Source organism: Billgrantia tianxiuensis, assembly GCF_009834345.1.
Lineage (GTDB): Bacteria > Pseudomonadota > Gammaproteobacteria > Pseudomonadales > Halomonadaceae > Halomonas > Halomonas tianxiuensis.
In genome coordinates this window covers 2,368,152-2,380,848 of the sequence record NZ_CP035042.1, presented here as the reverse complement: position 1 = coordinate 2,380,848, position 12,697 = coordinate 2,368,152, and the positions used below count along the sequence as shown (strand labels likewise).

Here is a 12,697-nt window from a genome sequence, read left to right as displayed (position 1 = left end):
CCGAGAGCCCAACTCCTGGCGCAGCAGCGCTACCCTGCCGCGCAGCTGCTCGGCGCTGTCGTCGAAGGGCAGCTCGCCGCGACGTCGCAGGGCGTCGAGCAACGCCTGGCGCACCGCCTCCGGCGGCAGCGACGAAAGCGGCTTGCGCTCGAGCACTACCGCCCCCAGGCCGCGTACCTGCTCGCCGATCAGGCGCCCCTGCTCGTCCGACCACTCCAGGCTCGCCCGCCACTCTCGTGTTTCGGGAAACAGCGCCTCGAGCCGCGCCCGCTCGATGGCCACGCCGCGAAAGATGCGCGCCCCGCTGGCCTGGCCGTCGAGATCGGCGGCCACCAGCAGCTCCGCATGGGCCAGCGAATGGCGTTCCGGCAGCGTCGCCAGCCCGCCCGACGCCAGGCGAAAGCGTCCCGGCCCGGCGTCGTGTTGGATACGCTGCGCCACCCGGTCCGGATAGGCCAGCGCCAGCAGCTCTCCCAACGGCGCCAGGGTCGGCACTTCCAGACTCACGCCGCCAATCCGGGCCAGGCGCTGGGCCTCGCGCTGCCATTGACGGTGATCGGCGGGCTGCGCCAGGCGGGCCTGCAGCGTGCGCTCCAGATCCTGTTCTCCGTCGAGGTCTCGCCCCTCCAGCGCCGCCACCAGGGCACAGGCCAGCGGCACGGCGTCGAGTTCGCCGGCACGCTCCAGCATCGCCGTCAGGCGCGGATGGGTGGGCCAGCGTACGCAGCCGCGGCCCAGCTCGGTGAGCAGGAAGCCGTCGTCCATCAGACCGAGCCGCTGCAGCAGGCGGCGCCCCGCCGCCAGCGCCCCGGCGGGAGGTGGCGTGATCCAGGCCAGCCCGGCCGGATCGACGATGCCCCAGCGGGCCAGCTCGAAGGCCAGCGGAGCGAGGTCGGCCTGCAGTATCTCGGGCTCGCCGTGGGCCGGCAGCGGCTGCTCCTCGGCCCACAGTCGCAGGCAAAGCCCCGGCCCCTGACGCCCGGCCCGGCCGCGACGCTGGTCGGCGCTGGCACGGTTGACGCGACGGGTCTCCAGCCGGCTGAGCCCGCTACGCGGCTGGAACACCGGCACCCGCTCCTGGCCAGCATCGATGACGATGCGTACGCCATCCACGGTGACGCTGGATTCGGCGATGGCGGTGGAGAGCACCACGCGCCGCCGACCGTCGGGCTCGGGTTTCAGGGCGCGGCGCTGCTCCTCCAGCGGCAGCCGCCCGTGCAGCTCGCGCACCGCCAGTTCGGGCCGACGGCTGGCCAGCTCACGCGCCAGGCGGCGAATCTCGGCCACCCCGGGCAGGAACACCAGGGCATCGCCTTCGCTCAGGGCAAGGGCCTCCCCTACCGCTATAGCCTGCTGGCTTGCGGCGTCGTCGCGAGAGCTGGAGTTGGAGTTGGAGTTGGAGCTGGAGCGAAAGTTGAGCGGACGATAGCGGGTCTCCACCGGGAAGCTGCGCCCCTGGCTCTCGAGCAGCAGCGTGGCTTCACCGAGCACGCCGAGCAGGGCCTCGACGTCGAGGGTGGCCGACATCACCAGCAGGCGCAGATCGTCACGCACCGACTGGGCATCCAGCGCCAGGGCCAGCCCCAGGTCGGCCTCCAGGCTGCGCTCGTGAAACTCGTCGAAGACGATGCCGCTCACCCCGTCTAGCAGCGGGTCGTCCTGCAGCATCCGCGTCAGCACCCCCTGGGTGACCACCTCGAGCCGCGTGTTGGGCCCTACCCGGCTCTCGCCGCGCATGCGGTAGCCCACGGTCTCTCCTACTCTTTCGCCCAGGCTTTCCGCCATGAAGCCGGCGGCCAGGCGGGCGGCCACCCGTCGCGGCTCCAGCAGCAGCAGGCGGCCTGCGCCGCGCTCGCCCAGGCACCAGGCTTCGTTCAGCAACGCCAGCGGCACCCGGGTGGTCTTGCCCGCCCCGGGTTCGGCGACGAGCAGCGCACGGGAATGGCCGGCAAGCGCCTGGCGGATCGACGGCAGTTGGGCATCGATGGGTAGTTCGCCGGCTGATGTCATCGAATTGTCATCTCGCTTCATATACGATTTGCCATATATTTCGCCACACGACGTTCACACCCCCGACTCGCTCTCAAGAATGGAGCCCCGACATGACCCTCCGTATCGGCATCAACGGTTTCGGTCGGATTGGCCGCCTGGCGCTGCGCGCCGGCTGGACCAATCCGGACCTAGAGTTCGTGCGCATCAACGACCCGGGCGGCGATGCCGCCACCTTCGCCCACCTGCTGCAGTTCGACTCGGTGCATGGCCAATGGAGCGGCGGCGGCGATGATATCACGTCGACTGAGGACGCCATCGAAGTGGCCGGCAAGCGCATCGCCTTCAGCACCAACCGCGAGATCGCCGACACCGACTGGTCCGACTGCGACGTGGTGATCGAGTGCTCGGGCAAGATGAAGACGAGCGCCAAGCTCCAGGGTTACCTGGACCAGGGCGTGAAGCGCGTGGTGGTCAGCGCGCCGGTGAAGGAGGAAGGCGTGCTCAACGTGGTGATGGGGGTCAACGACCACCTCTTCGATCCCGCCAGCCACCGCATCGTCACCGCGGCGAGCTGCACCACCAACTGCCTGGCGCCGGTGGTCAAGGTGATCCACGAGCGGCTCGGCATTCGCCACGGCTCGATGACCACCATTCACGACATCACCAACACCCAGGTGATCCTGGATAGCCCGCACAAGGATCTTCGCCGGGCCCGGGCCTGCGGCATGAGCCTGATCCCCACCACCACCGGCTCGGCCAAGGCGATCACTGCCATCTTCCCTGAACTCGAGGGCAAGCTGAACGGCCACGCCGTGCGCGTGCCGCTGGCCAACGCCTCGCTCACCGACATGGTCTTCGAGGTACAGCGCGAGACCACCGTCGAGGAGGTCAACGCGCTGTTGAAACAGGCCGCCGAGGGCGAACTGGCCGGCATCCTGGGCTATGAGGAGCGCCCGCTGGTCTCCATCGACTACCGCAGCGACCCGCGCAGCTCCATCGTCGACGCCCTCTCCACCATGGTGGTGGCCGGCACCCAGGTGAAGCTCTACGCCTGGTACGACAACGAGTACGGCTACGCCTGCCGCACCGCGGAGCTGGCCGCCAAGGTGGGGAAAGCCGCCGGGGTCGAGAGCGACAAAGAATGATCGCCCGCGTTGCCGCCCTGCCCCGCGAGGTTCGCCAGTATCTGCTGGTGACCGGCAACTACTGGGGCTTCACGCTCACCGACGGCGCCCTGCGCATGCTGGTGGTGCTCTACTTCCACCAGCTCGGCTATTCGGCGCTGGAAGTGGCGCTGCTGTTCCTGTTCTACGAGTTCTTCGGCGTGGTGACCAACCTGGTGGGCGGCTGGCTGGGCGCGCGGCTGGGGCTCAACCGCACCATGAACCTGGGGCTGGGCTTGCAGATCGTCGCCCTGGCCATGCTGCTCCTTCCCACGGCCTGGCTCACGGTGCCCTGGGTGATGGCGGCCCAGGCGCTCTCGGGCATCGCCAAGGACCTCAACAAGATGAGCGCCAAGAGCGCGATCAAGGGGCTGGTGCCGGCGGGCGACGAGGGGCACACCTCGCTCTACCGCTGGGTGGCGCTGCTCACCGGCTCGAAGAACGCACTCAAGGGGGTGGGGTTCTTTCTCGGCGGATTGCTGCTCACGCTGATCGGTTTCCAGGGCGCGATACTGGCCATGGCGCTGATGCTCGCCGGCGTGCTCGGCCTCTCGCTGCTGCGCCTCGACGCCGACCTGGGCCGCGCCAAGGCCAAGCCCAAGTTCCGCGAGATTCTCTCCAAGAGCCGGGCGATCAACATTCTCTCGGCGGCGCGCATGTTCCTGTTCGGTGCCCGCGACGTGTGGTTCGTGGTGGCGCTGCCGGTATTCCTCGCCACTCAGTTCGGCTGGGACCATTGGCGGGTCGGCGGCTTTCTGGCGCTGTGGGTGATCGGCTACGGGGCGGTGCAGGCGGTGGCACCACGCATCACCGGGCGCACGGCGGGACGCAGCGCCGCCATTGCCTGGGCCGCGGCGCTGGCGGCGCTACCGGCACTGATCGCGCTTGGCCTTCAAGTACAAGGTCTGGAGTGGCTGCCGCACGTGGTACTGCTGGGCGGGCTGTTGCTGTTCGGCGCGGTGTTCGCGGTGAACTCCAGCCTGCACAGCTTCCTGATCGTGCGCATGGCGCGCTCGGACGGGGTCTCGCTGGACGTGGGCTTCTACTACATGGCCAACGCCATGGGCCGGCTGATCGGCACCCTGCTCTCCGGTTGGCTCTACATGACCGGCGGCCTCAGCGCCACGCTGTGGGTGTCGAGCGCCATGCTCATGGCGACGGTGGCGATCAGCCTGGCATTGCCGAGGGAGCCTGACACCTATTGAGGGAAGCGCTCACGAATATTCGCTTCCCCCATCCCGGGCATGACGCTGCCTAGGTTTTCAAGGCCAAAACCAAATTGCAATTAGGCAATTTATTGCCCGGCCGGGCAAGATCTTGCCCGCTCTGGGCAACTTGTTGCCTAATTCTATTTAGGCCTGGTAGTGCAAAATCCCTGATCGCTTTGTTTTTTCTTGTGTTTCTCATATCCGGCACGCTTCCTGCTCCTTATGCACCGTCCATCGGGACATTTCATTCACATCGTCAAGGAGCAGACCATGCCGACTCCCTGCTATATCAGCATCGAAGGCCAGACCCAGGGCAACATCACCGCCGGTGCCTTCACCCCGGACTCCGTGGGCAACATCTACGTGGAAGGCCACGAGGACGAAATGCTGGTCCAGGAGTTCAAGCACGTCGTGACCGTGCCCACCGACCCGCAGTCCGGCCAGCCTTCCGGCCAGCGCGCCCACAAGCCGTTCGTCTTCACCGTGGCCCTGAACAAGGCCGTGCCGCTGATGTACAACGCCCTGGCCTCCGGCGAGATGCTGCCGAACGTGGAACTGAAGTGGTACCGCACCTCCGTCGAGGGCAAGCAGGAGCACTTCTTCACCACCACCCTGACCGACGCCACCATCGTCGACATCAACCTGCGCATGCCGCACGCCCAGGACGCCACCAAGGCCGAGTTCACTCAGCTGATGGACGTCTCCCTGGCCTACCGCAAGATCGACTGGGAACACACCGTCGCCGGCACCTCCGGTTCCGACGACTGGCGCGCCCCGTCCGAGGCCTGATCGTCTAGTGCCTGATACCCCCGCCCGCTCGCCGGGCGGGGGTTTGTAAGACATTGCCGACACGGGCTGTCAGTCTTTGCCGCTTCGTGCGCTTTTGTGCCGTTTCGCTCTTGTCTTGTCGGATACGGCACGTAACCTGCTGTCTCGGCGCGTTCCACCGTCGCGCTGACTCATCCCACATTCATCTTCCAGGAGGGAAGCTTGGCCAACCAGACCGGACTCCAGTTCACCCTTGCACTCGCCGGGGCCGAAACGGCCGAGCTGGCGGTGATCGACTTCACCCTGGAGGAGGCGCTCTCCGCGCCCTTCACCCTCACGCTGCGCTTCGCCAGCCGCGACGGCAGCCTCTCCGCCACCGAACTGCTCGACCGCCCGGTGAGCCTGACCATTTGGCAGGACGGCGAGGCGCTGCGCCGGGTACACGCCATCGTCACCGAGTTCGGTCGTGGCGATCGCGGCCACCGCCGCACGATCTACTCGCTGGTCGCCCGCCCCGCGCTATGGCGCCTTGGCCTGCGCCACAACTCGCGCATCTTCCAGGAGGTCTCGCCGCTCACGGTCATCAATACCCTGTGCGACGAGCGCGGCCTCACCGATATCGCCTTCGCCGCCACCCGCGAACCGCAGCAAAGAGAGTTCCTCGTTCAGTACCGGGAAACCGATCTCGCCTTCGTCGAGCGCCTGGCCGCCGAGGAAGGGCTGTTCTACTTTCACGAGTTCTTCGAGACAGGCGAGGATGCGCCGAACGGCGCCCATCGCCTGGTGTTCGCCGACGCGCCCCAGGTGCTGGCCCACCTGGGCGAGCGTACCTACCACGGCCGTGCCGGCGGCACCCCGCCGAGCCGCCACGTGCGCAAGCTCGAGCAGCTCGCTCGGGTCGCCCCGGCCTCGGTCACGCTCAAGGACACCTCGTTCAAGAACCCGGCCTATGCTCAGTTACATGAATACACTGCTGACGGCCTGGAAGAGCACGGTCAGCGTGGCGTCGGTGATGGAGAGTACGAGCATTTTGACTACCCCGGGCGCTACAAGGCCGACGCCTCCGGCCAGGCCTTCACCCGCATTCGCCTCGAACACCTGAGAAGCGACGCCCTGACCTGCGCCGCCGAGAGCGACCTGCCCGAGCTCGCCCCGGGGGTCAAATTCACCCTCACCGACCACGACCTCGATGAACTCAACCGCGACTGGCAGGTGGTCAAGGTCAAGCATACCGGCAGCCAGCCCCAGGCCCTGGAAGAGGACGGTGTCACCCAAGGTGATGCGGCGGGTTTAGGCCTGCGGGGTCGGGCAGGCTCGGAGGGCATGACCAAGTTCGACAACGAACTGGTGCTGATGCCCGCCGACCAGGCCTGGCGCCCCCAGCCCAACCCCAAGCCCCGCATCGACGGCCCGCAGATCGCCTTCGTCGTCGGCCCCGAGGGCGAGGAGATCTACTGCGACGAGCACGGCCGGGTCAAGGTGCAGTTCCCCTGGGATCGCTACGCCGAGCCGAATGAAACGGCCAGCGCCTGGGTGCGTGTGTCCCAAGGCTGGGCCGGCGGCGGCTACGGTAGCATGGCCATTCCGCGGATCGGGCATGAGGTGGTGATTTCGTTCCTCGAGGGCGATCCGGACCAGCCGCTGATCACCGGGCGCACTTACCACGCCGTCAACACGCCGCCCTACGCACTGCCCGAGCACAAGACCCGCACCGTCATCCGCACCCAGAGTCACAAGGGCGAAGGATTTAACGAACTTCGCTTCGAGGACCAGGCCGGCGAAGAGCAGATCTGGTTGCACGCCCAGAAGGACCTGGAGCTGCTGACCCACAACGACCGCACCGAAGAGATCGGCCACGACAGCTTCCTCACCGTGCACCACGACCGCCTCACTGAGATCGACGGCGACGAGCACCACACCGTGCGCGGCACCCGCCACGAGCAGACCGTTGCCAACCAGCACCTCACGGTACAGGGCACGTTGCACCTCAAGGCCGGCCAGGCCTGGCTCAGCGAGTGCGGCCGCGAGCTGCACATTAAGGCCGGCCACAAGGCGGTGCTCGAAGCCGGCAGCGAAATGACGCTGAATGCCGGCGGCAGCTTCCTCAAGCTCGACGGCGGCGGCGTCACCCTGGTCGGCCCCAAGGTCAAGATCAACGCCGGCGGCAGCCCCGGCTCCGGTTCCGGCCAGGCGGTGGAAGCGCCGCTGCTGCCGGGCAGGGCGGTGCCGGAGGTGCATGATAGGATTGAAGGTGCCGCTCATGATGCAATGTTGACGACTCGGCTCAAAATCCCCGAGGTCTGCGAAGAGTGCTGGAAAAAAGCTGTCACAGAAGGGCAGCATGCCATTCCGGAGGGTAATGGATGAGCGGTCGCTGGATTCCAGGCGTGTGGCTGGATGCAACGCAGCCCAATAATTTGAAGCGTTACGCGCTGGTCGAACTGGCTGCTCTAGCGCCAGCAGTACGCACCACTCTTTTCGAAACATACGCAGGAAGGAGTGATTACTGGCCTCTGATCGATGACGATGCTCAGCCCCACCTGAAGCGTGAAGGCCCATGGCTGCTTGAAGTCAACGACGCTCACCTAAGCGCATGGCACAACCTCGAAGCCATACACTGTGCTCTGCATGCGTGGCTCGAGAGCGAGCTTACAGGGGAGCAACTAGCTCTTCAGCTAGCTCCAGGCATGGTGGTCGAAAGTCCTGAGGGAGCGCGCGCTCTGCTACGCTTTTATCTGCCTGAGGTTATCGAACAGCTGCATGCATCAGCGCCAGAAGAGTGCCGTGATGGGTTGTTTGGCAGCGTCCAACGTTGGTGGTACCGCAATGAGGAGAAGGAGTGGGCTGCGCTGGATGGATTACCAAGCGTAGACTTCCCCAAACCATGGTCACTAAAGGTCAATCATGAGCTTTGGCTATCCTTACACGGGGATGCTGAAGTCATGACGCTAACGACAGAGTTGCTTGAAACCACGCCTGATATCTTTGGAAATGTCTGCGAATGTGATCGACCCCGCCTGGTTGGACAAGTGTTAGAAAAGGCTGATTTTTTTGGTTTGACGCGTCGGTCAGACCGACGAACGTATGCTTATCTGCAGCTAAGCCAAGGAGATGCCGTTTGGCAGGAGGAAGGTATGCATATTTTGTTACAACAAGCCGCAAGCGGAGATGTTCCGCTATTAGAACTCCTTGAAAAGAATTATGGAGAGCCAATCTGATGCTTGCCAATATGGCTATTAGACGCCTCTACCGTCTAATTCCTGCCTGGTTGAAGGTCGTATTATCCGGAGCAATTGTGATAGCTTTGGGTTGGCAAGCATTTTTCCCTAGTTCGGTCAGCGGAAGTCTTGCCGGATACAATCACACTGATCGTCCTATTTTCAGTTACTGGGTTAATGGAAACTGGGGAGGGGATGGCGGAACAACATGCTGCTGGTCTTTCAAAGACGACACGGCTGAAGTCGTTTGGATTCTTAGTATGACCAGCGAGCAAGAGCGAGCAGGTATGGAGGCTGAACGGCACAGTGCAACACTTCCCATGCCTGAGCATTCCCGCGGAGATCAATACTTGCATGTGCACTTTTTGCCTGGCAATAAAGTTGATCTTGTCTGGAGTGAAAATATCAGATCGCCAAAGCTGGAATATTACCGTAGGGAATATGGAAGATGATTGGTCAGAATGAAATTTCCTGTCTTCAATCGCTTAGCTCGCGAGCGGAAAATAAGCTTGGTGCCGTATTGGGCGCTCAGTGCGAAAAGAATTTAGATATTGGTTTTTCTTTGATGGAACGGGACGAAGTCTCGATCAAGACCTTCTCGAGGGAAGAGTCAGCAATATCGGAAAAATGTTTCTTGCCCACTTTTGGAGGAGGGATGATAGCTTCGGCTCTTCTTATCGCAAGCACTATTATTCCGGCCTGGGCACACCTTTCGAAGCAAGTCTTTCAGAGAACTTGACAGGTGCTTTCCATCGCGCGCCAAGTGAAGCTGAGACTACTCGTGATGGCCAGTTAAGGGACAGCGCTATCGATGCCGCAAAAGATGTCGCATCCGGCAACCAAAGAGGGCGTTGGTGGGAGGTATTTGGCCGTTCATTCAAGGGATCTATCACTCGGCCTTGGAACTGGGTCAAGCAGGCTAGAGACTCTGTTGTACGCACAGGGGCTGAGGCCTTTTCGCCTATCCGGGATAACTCTATTGTTGCCAGTGTTCTGATGAGTGGCTCCCATACACGTCAGTCGGCTGCTATTCGCGACTTTCAACAAAGCGTGAACGACGTGAAACAAGGGAGCCAGTTGTCTCTGGCTCAAATCCGCGTTTCCGTTTATGGTTTCGACTTTGGTGCCGCCATAGCCAAGGCCTTTGTACGAGAATTACTGGATAATGTGTGTGAGAAAGAAGGAAGCGGCTATTTCTATGCTGGCACCGAAGTCAAGGTCATATTTGTCGGCTTGCTAGACTGTGTAGATCGTACACACCCCGAGATGGGACCGCTCGACTGGTTCCATCCCCTGACACCCGTGCTTGACGATGGCGGCCCTTTACACCCAGGATGCCAGCGTGCTCTGCATCTTATCGCTGCTCACGAGCGACGCTATTATCGCCGTTGTCGCCCTTTGGGCGGGAGGAACCCTCAATGGCGAGAAGAGCTTTGCCCAGGTATCAGCGAAGATATCGGTGGTGGTCTGGTTGCTGACGAACAAAAAATCAGTGCCGAGCTCTCTCGAGCTGCATTACACCGAATGTACCGCCAGGCGATGAGTTCAGGCGTTTCTTATCCACCCTTGGAACGTCTACGTGAAAGAGACGTCATGACTGCCCAACTCTTCGAGCTCAATGATCGAATTGAAAGTTATTCATTGCTGGCTCTGGCCAGGCATTACCAACGCGAGACAGCGAGCCACAGTTGGCCGACAGGGGATAATTTCCGTTTTCATACGTTAACTTACTTGGCCTGGTTGGCACAGCGTTACCGAAACTATAGCGAAACTTTGGCAATACTGGAAAACCGGGAAGATGCGCTTCCCAACCGCTACTACAACCGTACCATAGGGGCCGTAGCTGCATCCGTCATGGGTAGTCGTGAACAGTGGCAGCTTGAAGAGGTCGAGCGTGGGGAAATCGATGCAGCACGAGAAGAACTTAAGAAATCTTGGGGATGGCTTGAACAAGTCGATAGCGAAGCTATCTATATACGTAGGCGCTTTAACTCGCCAGATGGCAATACTCGGCGTCACGCAAGAGCTGTGCTTGGAGAAAATCGTATTCTGGCGGAAAGTTGGTATCAGTGGACTCGTGAGGTGTCACCACCTGTACTGCCGGAGCCAGTTGACCTGCTATTTTCTTATGGGCTGCATGATAAGCAGCCGGAGGAAATGAACTATCGAAATCACCAACCCAGCCAAATTACCGGCGGGTATCGATTTATGACGTATCGTGGTATCGATCATCCAAGGGAAGAGTCTGCAGCCCAAGCAACAGAGCCACATCCACGCGAGCAACTGTCTGGTTGGGCGATGCGGTAGACCATGCAGAGCATCCGGAATTTCTTCGCCGACCTCTCCCAGCGGCTGGGCCTCGCCGATGACGTCATCGTGCTGTCGCCCAAGCGCCGGGCGGCCCGGCAGCCCATGCAACTGGGCGAGGTGCAGGAGCAGACCGAGCACTACCTGGACATCTCCAGTGGCGCCGAAGAAGGCAAGGGCATGTTGACCGGCGTCTGGGGGATGGGGGCGTTTTACGGTGTGTTGCTTATGTCGCCTGTTATTTTTCAGGATTGGGAGGGTGCGCTCTACGTCTTCACGACCGCCGCTATAATGTTTGGCATTACGTTGGCGGTTTTTCTGCTGGAGGTCTTCTGGCCCTCCTCGTCTCCCATCCGCTTCAACCGCCGCACCCGGGAGGTCTACTTCCAGGACAAGGACAAGCTCTACCATGTGCCCTGGGACGAGGCGGTGGCCTGGATGCAGGAGGCCCGCACGGTGACCCACCACGCCGGGGCCATGACCGAGACCCCGCTGGAATTGCTGCTGCAGCGCCATGGGTGCCCGGAGGAGGTAATCGCCCTGCGCCTCAACCTGCCCATGGGGCGCACTGCGGAAACCCAGGGCATGTTCTGGGAGTACCTGCGCTGCTATATGGAGAAGGGCCCCTGGTTCGATGAGCAGGGGAATCCGCAAGTGACCTCCAACCGCGAGGAGGTGCTGAAGGGTTATCGAAGTAGGCAAAAGAAGGCCACGTTAAACCTGAAAGGCTATCGAGAGTCAGTAAGAGAAGGAGTAACACCTCCCTCACGTGCAGCTATACTAATTTTCGGACTCGCCTTGTTTTACCCGTGCTTCTTCCTCCGTGACCTAACTGCCAAATACGCCCGCCAGCGTGCCGCCCGCAACCAGTGGCACCCACTAGTGAAGGAGCGCTGCCGCCCCGATGGCCCCACCACCCGGCTCTACGACCTGGAAGTGGCCGAGGGGCTGCATCCAGAAGCGTCCAACGCCCCGGCTTCCGTGGCCGACACAGACAGCAGGGAGCATCCGAGCGAGATCCGCTAAGCCCTGCAGAGCTCCAGATCCTCGAGCGCTTCTGGAGACCAGGCTAGCGCTCGAGCCACTTTGCCAGCTTCCTCTCGACCTGTTGTTGGCTTAGAGTCCTCTTGGCTTCAGCACGCTGACTGCCTCGCTGTACCTTTTCCACGACGTCCAGTCTTCATTCGCTGCCAGGCGGCCTCACCCCACAGCCCTTGAGGATCACCTGGGTCAGGAACCGGGTGATGCGCTCGACGTCGGCATCGCTGATCTCGTCCTTGCCGGTAATGCCCAGCACCTGGGCCTCGAAGTCGGCGTAGTGCTGGGTGGCCGACCAGATCAGGAAGATCAGCCATACCGGATCGACCGGATCCATCAGACCCCGCTCGGCCCACTGCTCGAAGATTCGCGCCCGGGTCTGCACCCACTGGCGCAGCTCGCCACGCAGATAGCCCTGCAGGAAAGGCGCACCGCCAAGTATCTCCGCGGCGAACAGGCGCGACCCTTCCGGGTGCTGGCGGGAGAGCTGCATCTTGCTGCGAATGAACGCCTCCAGCACCTCTGCCGGATCGTCCTCTACGCTGATGTCGTCGAGCAAGGCATTCCAGCGCGCCATCATGCGTTCCAGCAGCCGCACGTAGAGACCGCGCTTGTTGCCCATGTAGTAGAGCACGTTGGACTTGGGTAGCCCCGCCTCCTCGGCGATGGCCTGTACGCTGGCGCCACGGTAACCGTACTGGGCAAAGACCCGCTCGGCGGCCTCGAGAATTTCACGTTCGTTGCGCTCACGGGTAGCGCCATTGCTCTCGCTGCCCTGCCGCGAGCGCAGCATGGACTCGGGTTCGGTCACGTCTGTCATCCAAAGGCCCTGCCCTTCGTGAGGTGGTGAGACAAAGCAAGAGAGTGCCCCACCGCGGCAGTTCCTGCAAATGAGACCATCGGCGCCACTGGCGCTTGCAAAGTGCGACATTCTGGCCCATGCTGACAACATCCTGACCATTTGGTCAGAACCTGCAAGACGGACACAAGGTCAAAAAGAGAC

9 protein-coding genes and 1 pseudogene are annotated in these 12,697 nt (G+C 62.4%); 8 read left to right on the top strand and 2 right to left on the bottom strand.

Annotated features, from left to right (window positions below):
• Positions 1-66 precede the first annotated feature (66 nt).
• Positions 67-2,010: pseudogene (gene hrpB / locus EKK97_RS11105) on the bottom strand (ATP-dependent helicase HrpB); the annotation flags it as partial.
• Positions 2,011-2,102: 92 nt separating this feature from the next.
• Between hrpB and EKK97_RS11100 the strand changes: the two are divergent.
• The 8 genes from EKK97_RS11100 (at position 2,103) to EKK97_RS11065 (ending at position 11,682) form a co-directional block, all read left to right on the top strand.
• Positions 2,103-3,137: an ArsJ-associated glyceraldehyde-3-phosphate dehydrogenase gene (locus tag EKK97_RS11100; RefSeq protein WP_159551875.1), complete on the top strand. Its 1,035-nt coding sequence runs from the start codon at positions 2,103-2,105 to the stop codon at positions 3,135-3,137.
• Positions 3,134-4,360, top strand: coding sequence for an organoarsenical effux MFS transporter ArsJ (gene arsJ / locus EKK97_RS11095; RefSeq protein ID WP_159551873.1), 1,227 nt, complete (start codon positions 3,134-3,136; stop codon positions 4,358-4,360). The genes EKK97_RS11100 and arsJ overlap by 4 nt, the downstream gene beginning before the upstream one ends.
• Before the next feature lie 273 nt (positions 4,361-4,633).
• Positions 4,634-5,152 (top strand): Hcp family type VI secretion system effector, encoded by a 519-nt coding sequence (locus EKK97_RS11090; protein WP_111414347.1) that lies wholly within the window; start codon positions 4,634-4,636, stop codon positions 5,150-5,152.
• A gap of 201 nt (positions 5,153-5,353) precedes the next feature.
• On the top strand, positions 5,354-7,498 hold the full coding sequence (locus tag EKK97_RS11085; protein WP_159551871.1) for a type VI secretion system Vgr family protein: 2,145 nt from the start codon (positions 5,354-5,356) through the stop codon (positions 7,496-7,498).
• Positions 7,495-8,349 (top strand): DUF4123 domain-containing protein, encoded by an 855-nt coding sequence (locus tag EKK97_RS11080; protein WP_159551869.1) that lies wholly within the window; start codon positions 7,495-7,497, stop codon positions 8,347-8,349. Before EKK97_RS11085 ends, EKK97_RS11080 begins: the two co-directional genes overlap by 4 nt.
• Positions 8,349-8,801, top strand: a complete 453-nt coding sequence (locus EKK97_RS11075) for a DUF3304 domain-containing protein (protein ID WP_201297075.1) — start codon at positions 8,349-8,351, stop codon at positions 8,799-8,801. Before EKK97_RS11080 ends, EKK97_RS11075 begins: the two co-directional genes overlap by 1 nt.
• A 79-nt stretch (positions 8,802-8,880) precedes the next feature.
• A complete protein-coding gene (locus EKK97_RS11070; protein ID WP_236551429.1) occupies positions 8,881-10,656 on the top strand; it encodes a DUF2235 domain-containing protein in 1,776 nt (591 codons plus the stop codon).
• Between the two features lie 3 nt (positions 10,657-10,659).
• Positions 10,660-11,682 (top strand): DUF6708 domain-containing protein, encoded by a 1,023-nt coding sequence (locus EKK97_RS11065; RefSeq protein WP_159551867.1) that lies wholly within the window; start codon positions 10,660-10,662, stop codon positions 11,680-11,682.
• Positions 11,683-11,836: 154 nt separating this feature from the next.
• Here EKK97_RS11065 and EKK97_RS11060 read toward each other — a convergent pair whose 3' ends face one another.
• Positions 11,837-12,514: a TetR/AcrR family transcriptional regulator gene (locus EKK97_RS11060; protein ID WP_422673552.1), complete on the bottom strand. Its 678-nt coding sequence runs from the start codon at positions 12,512-12,514 to the stop codon at positions 11,837-11,839.
• Positions 12,515-12,697: the final 183 nt, after the last annotated feature.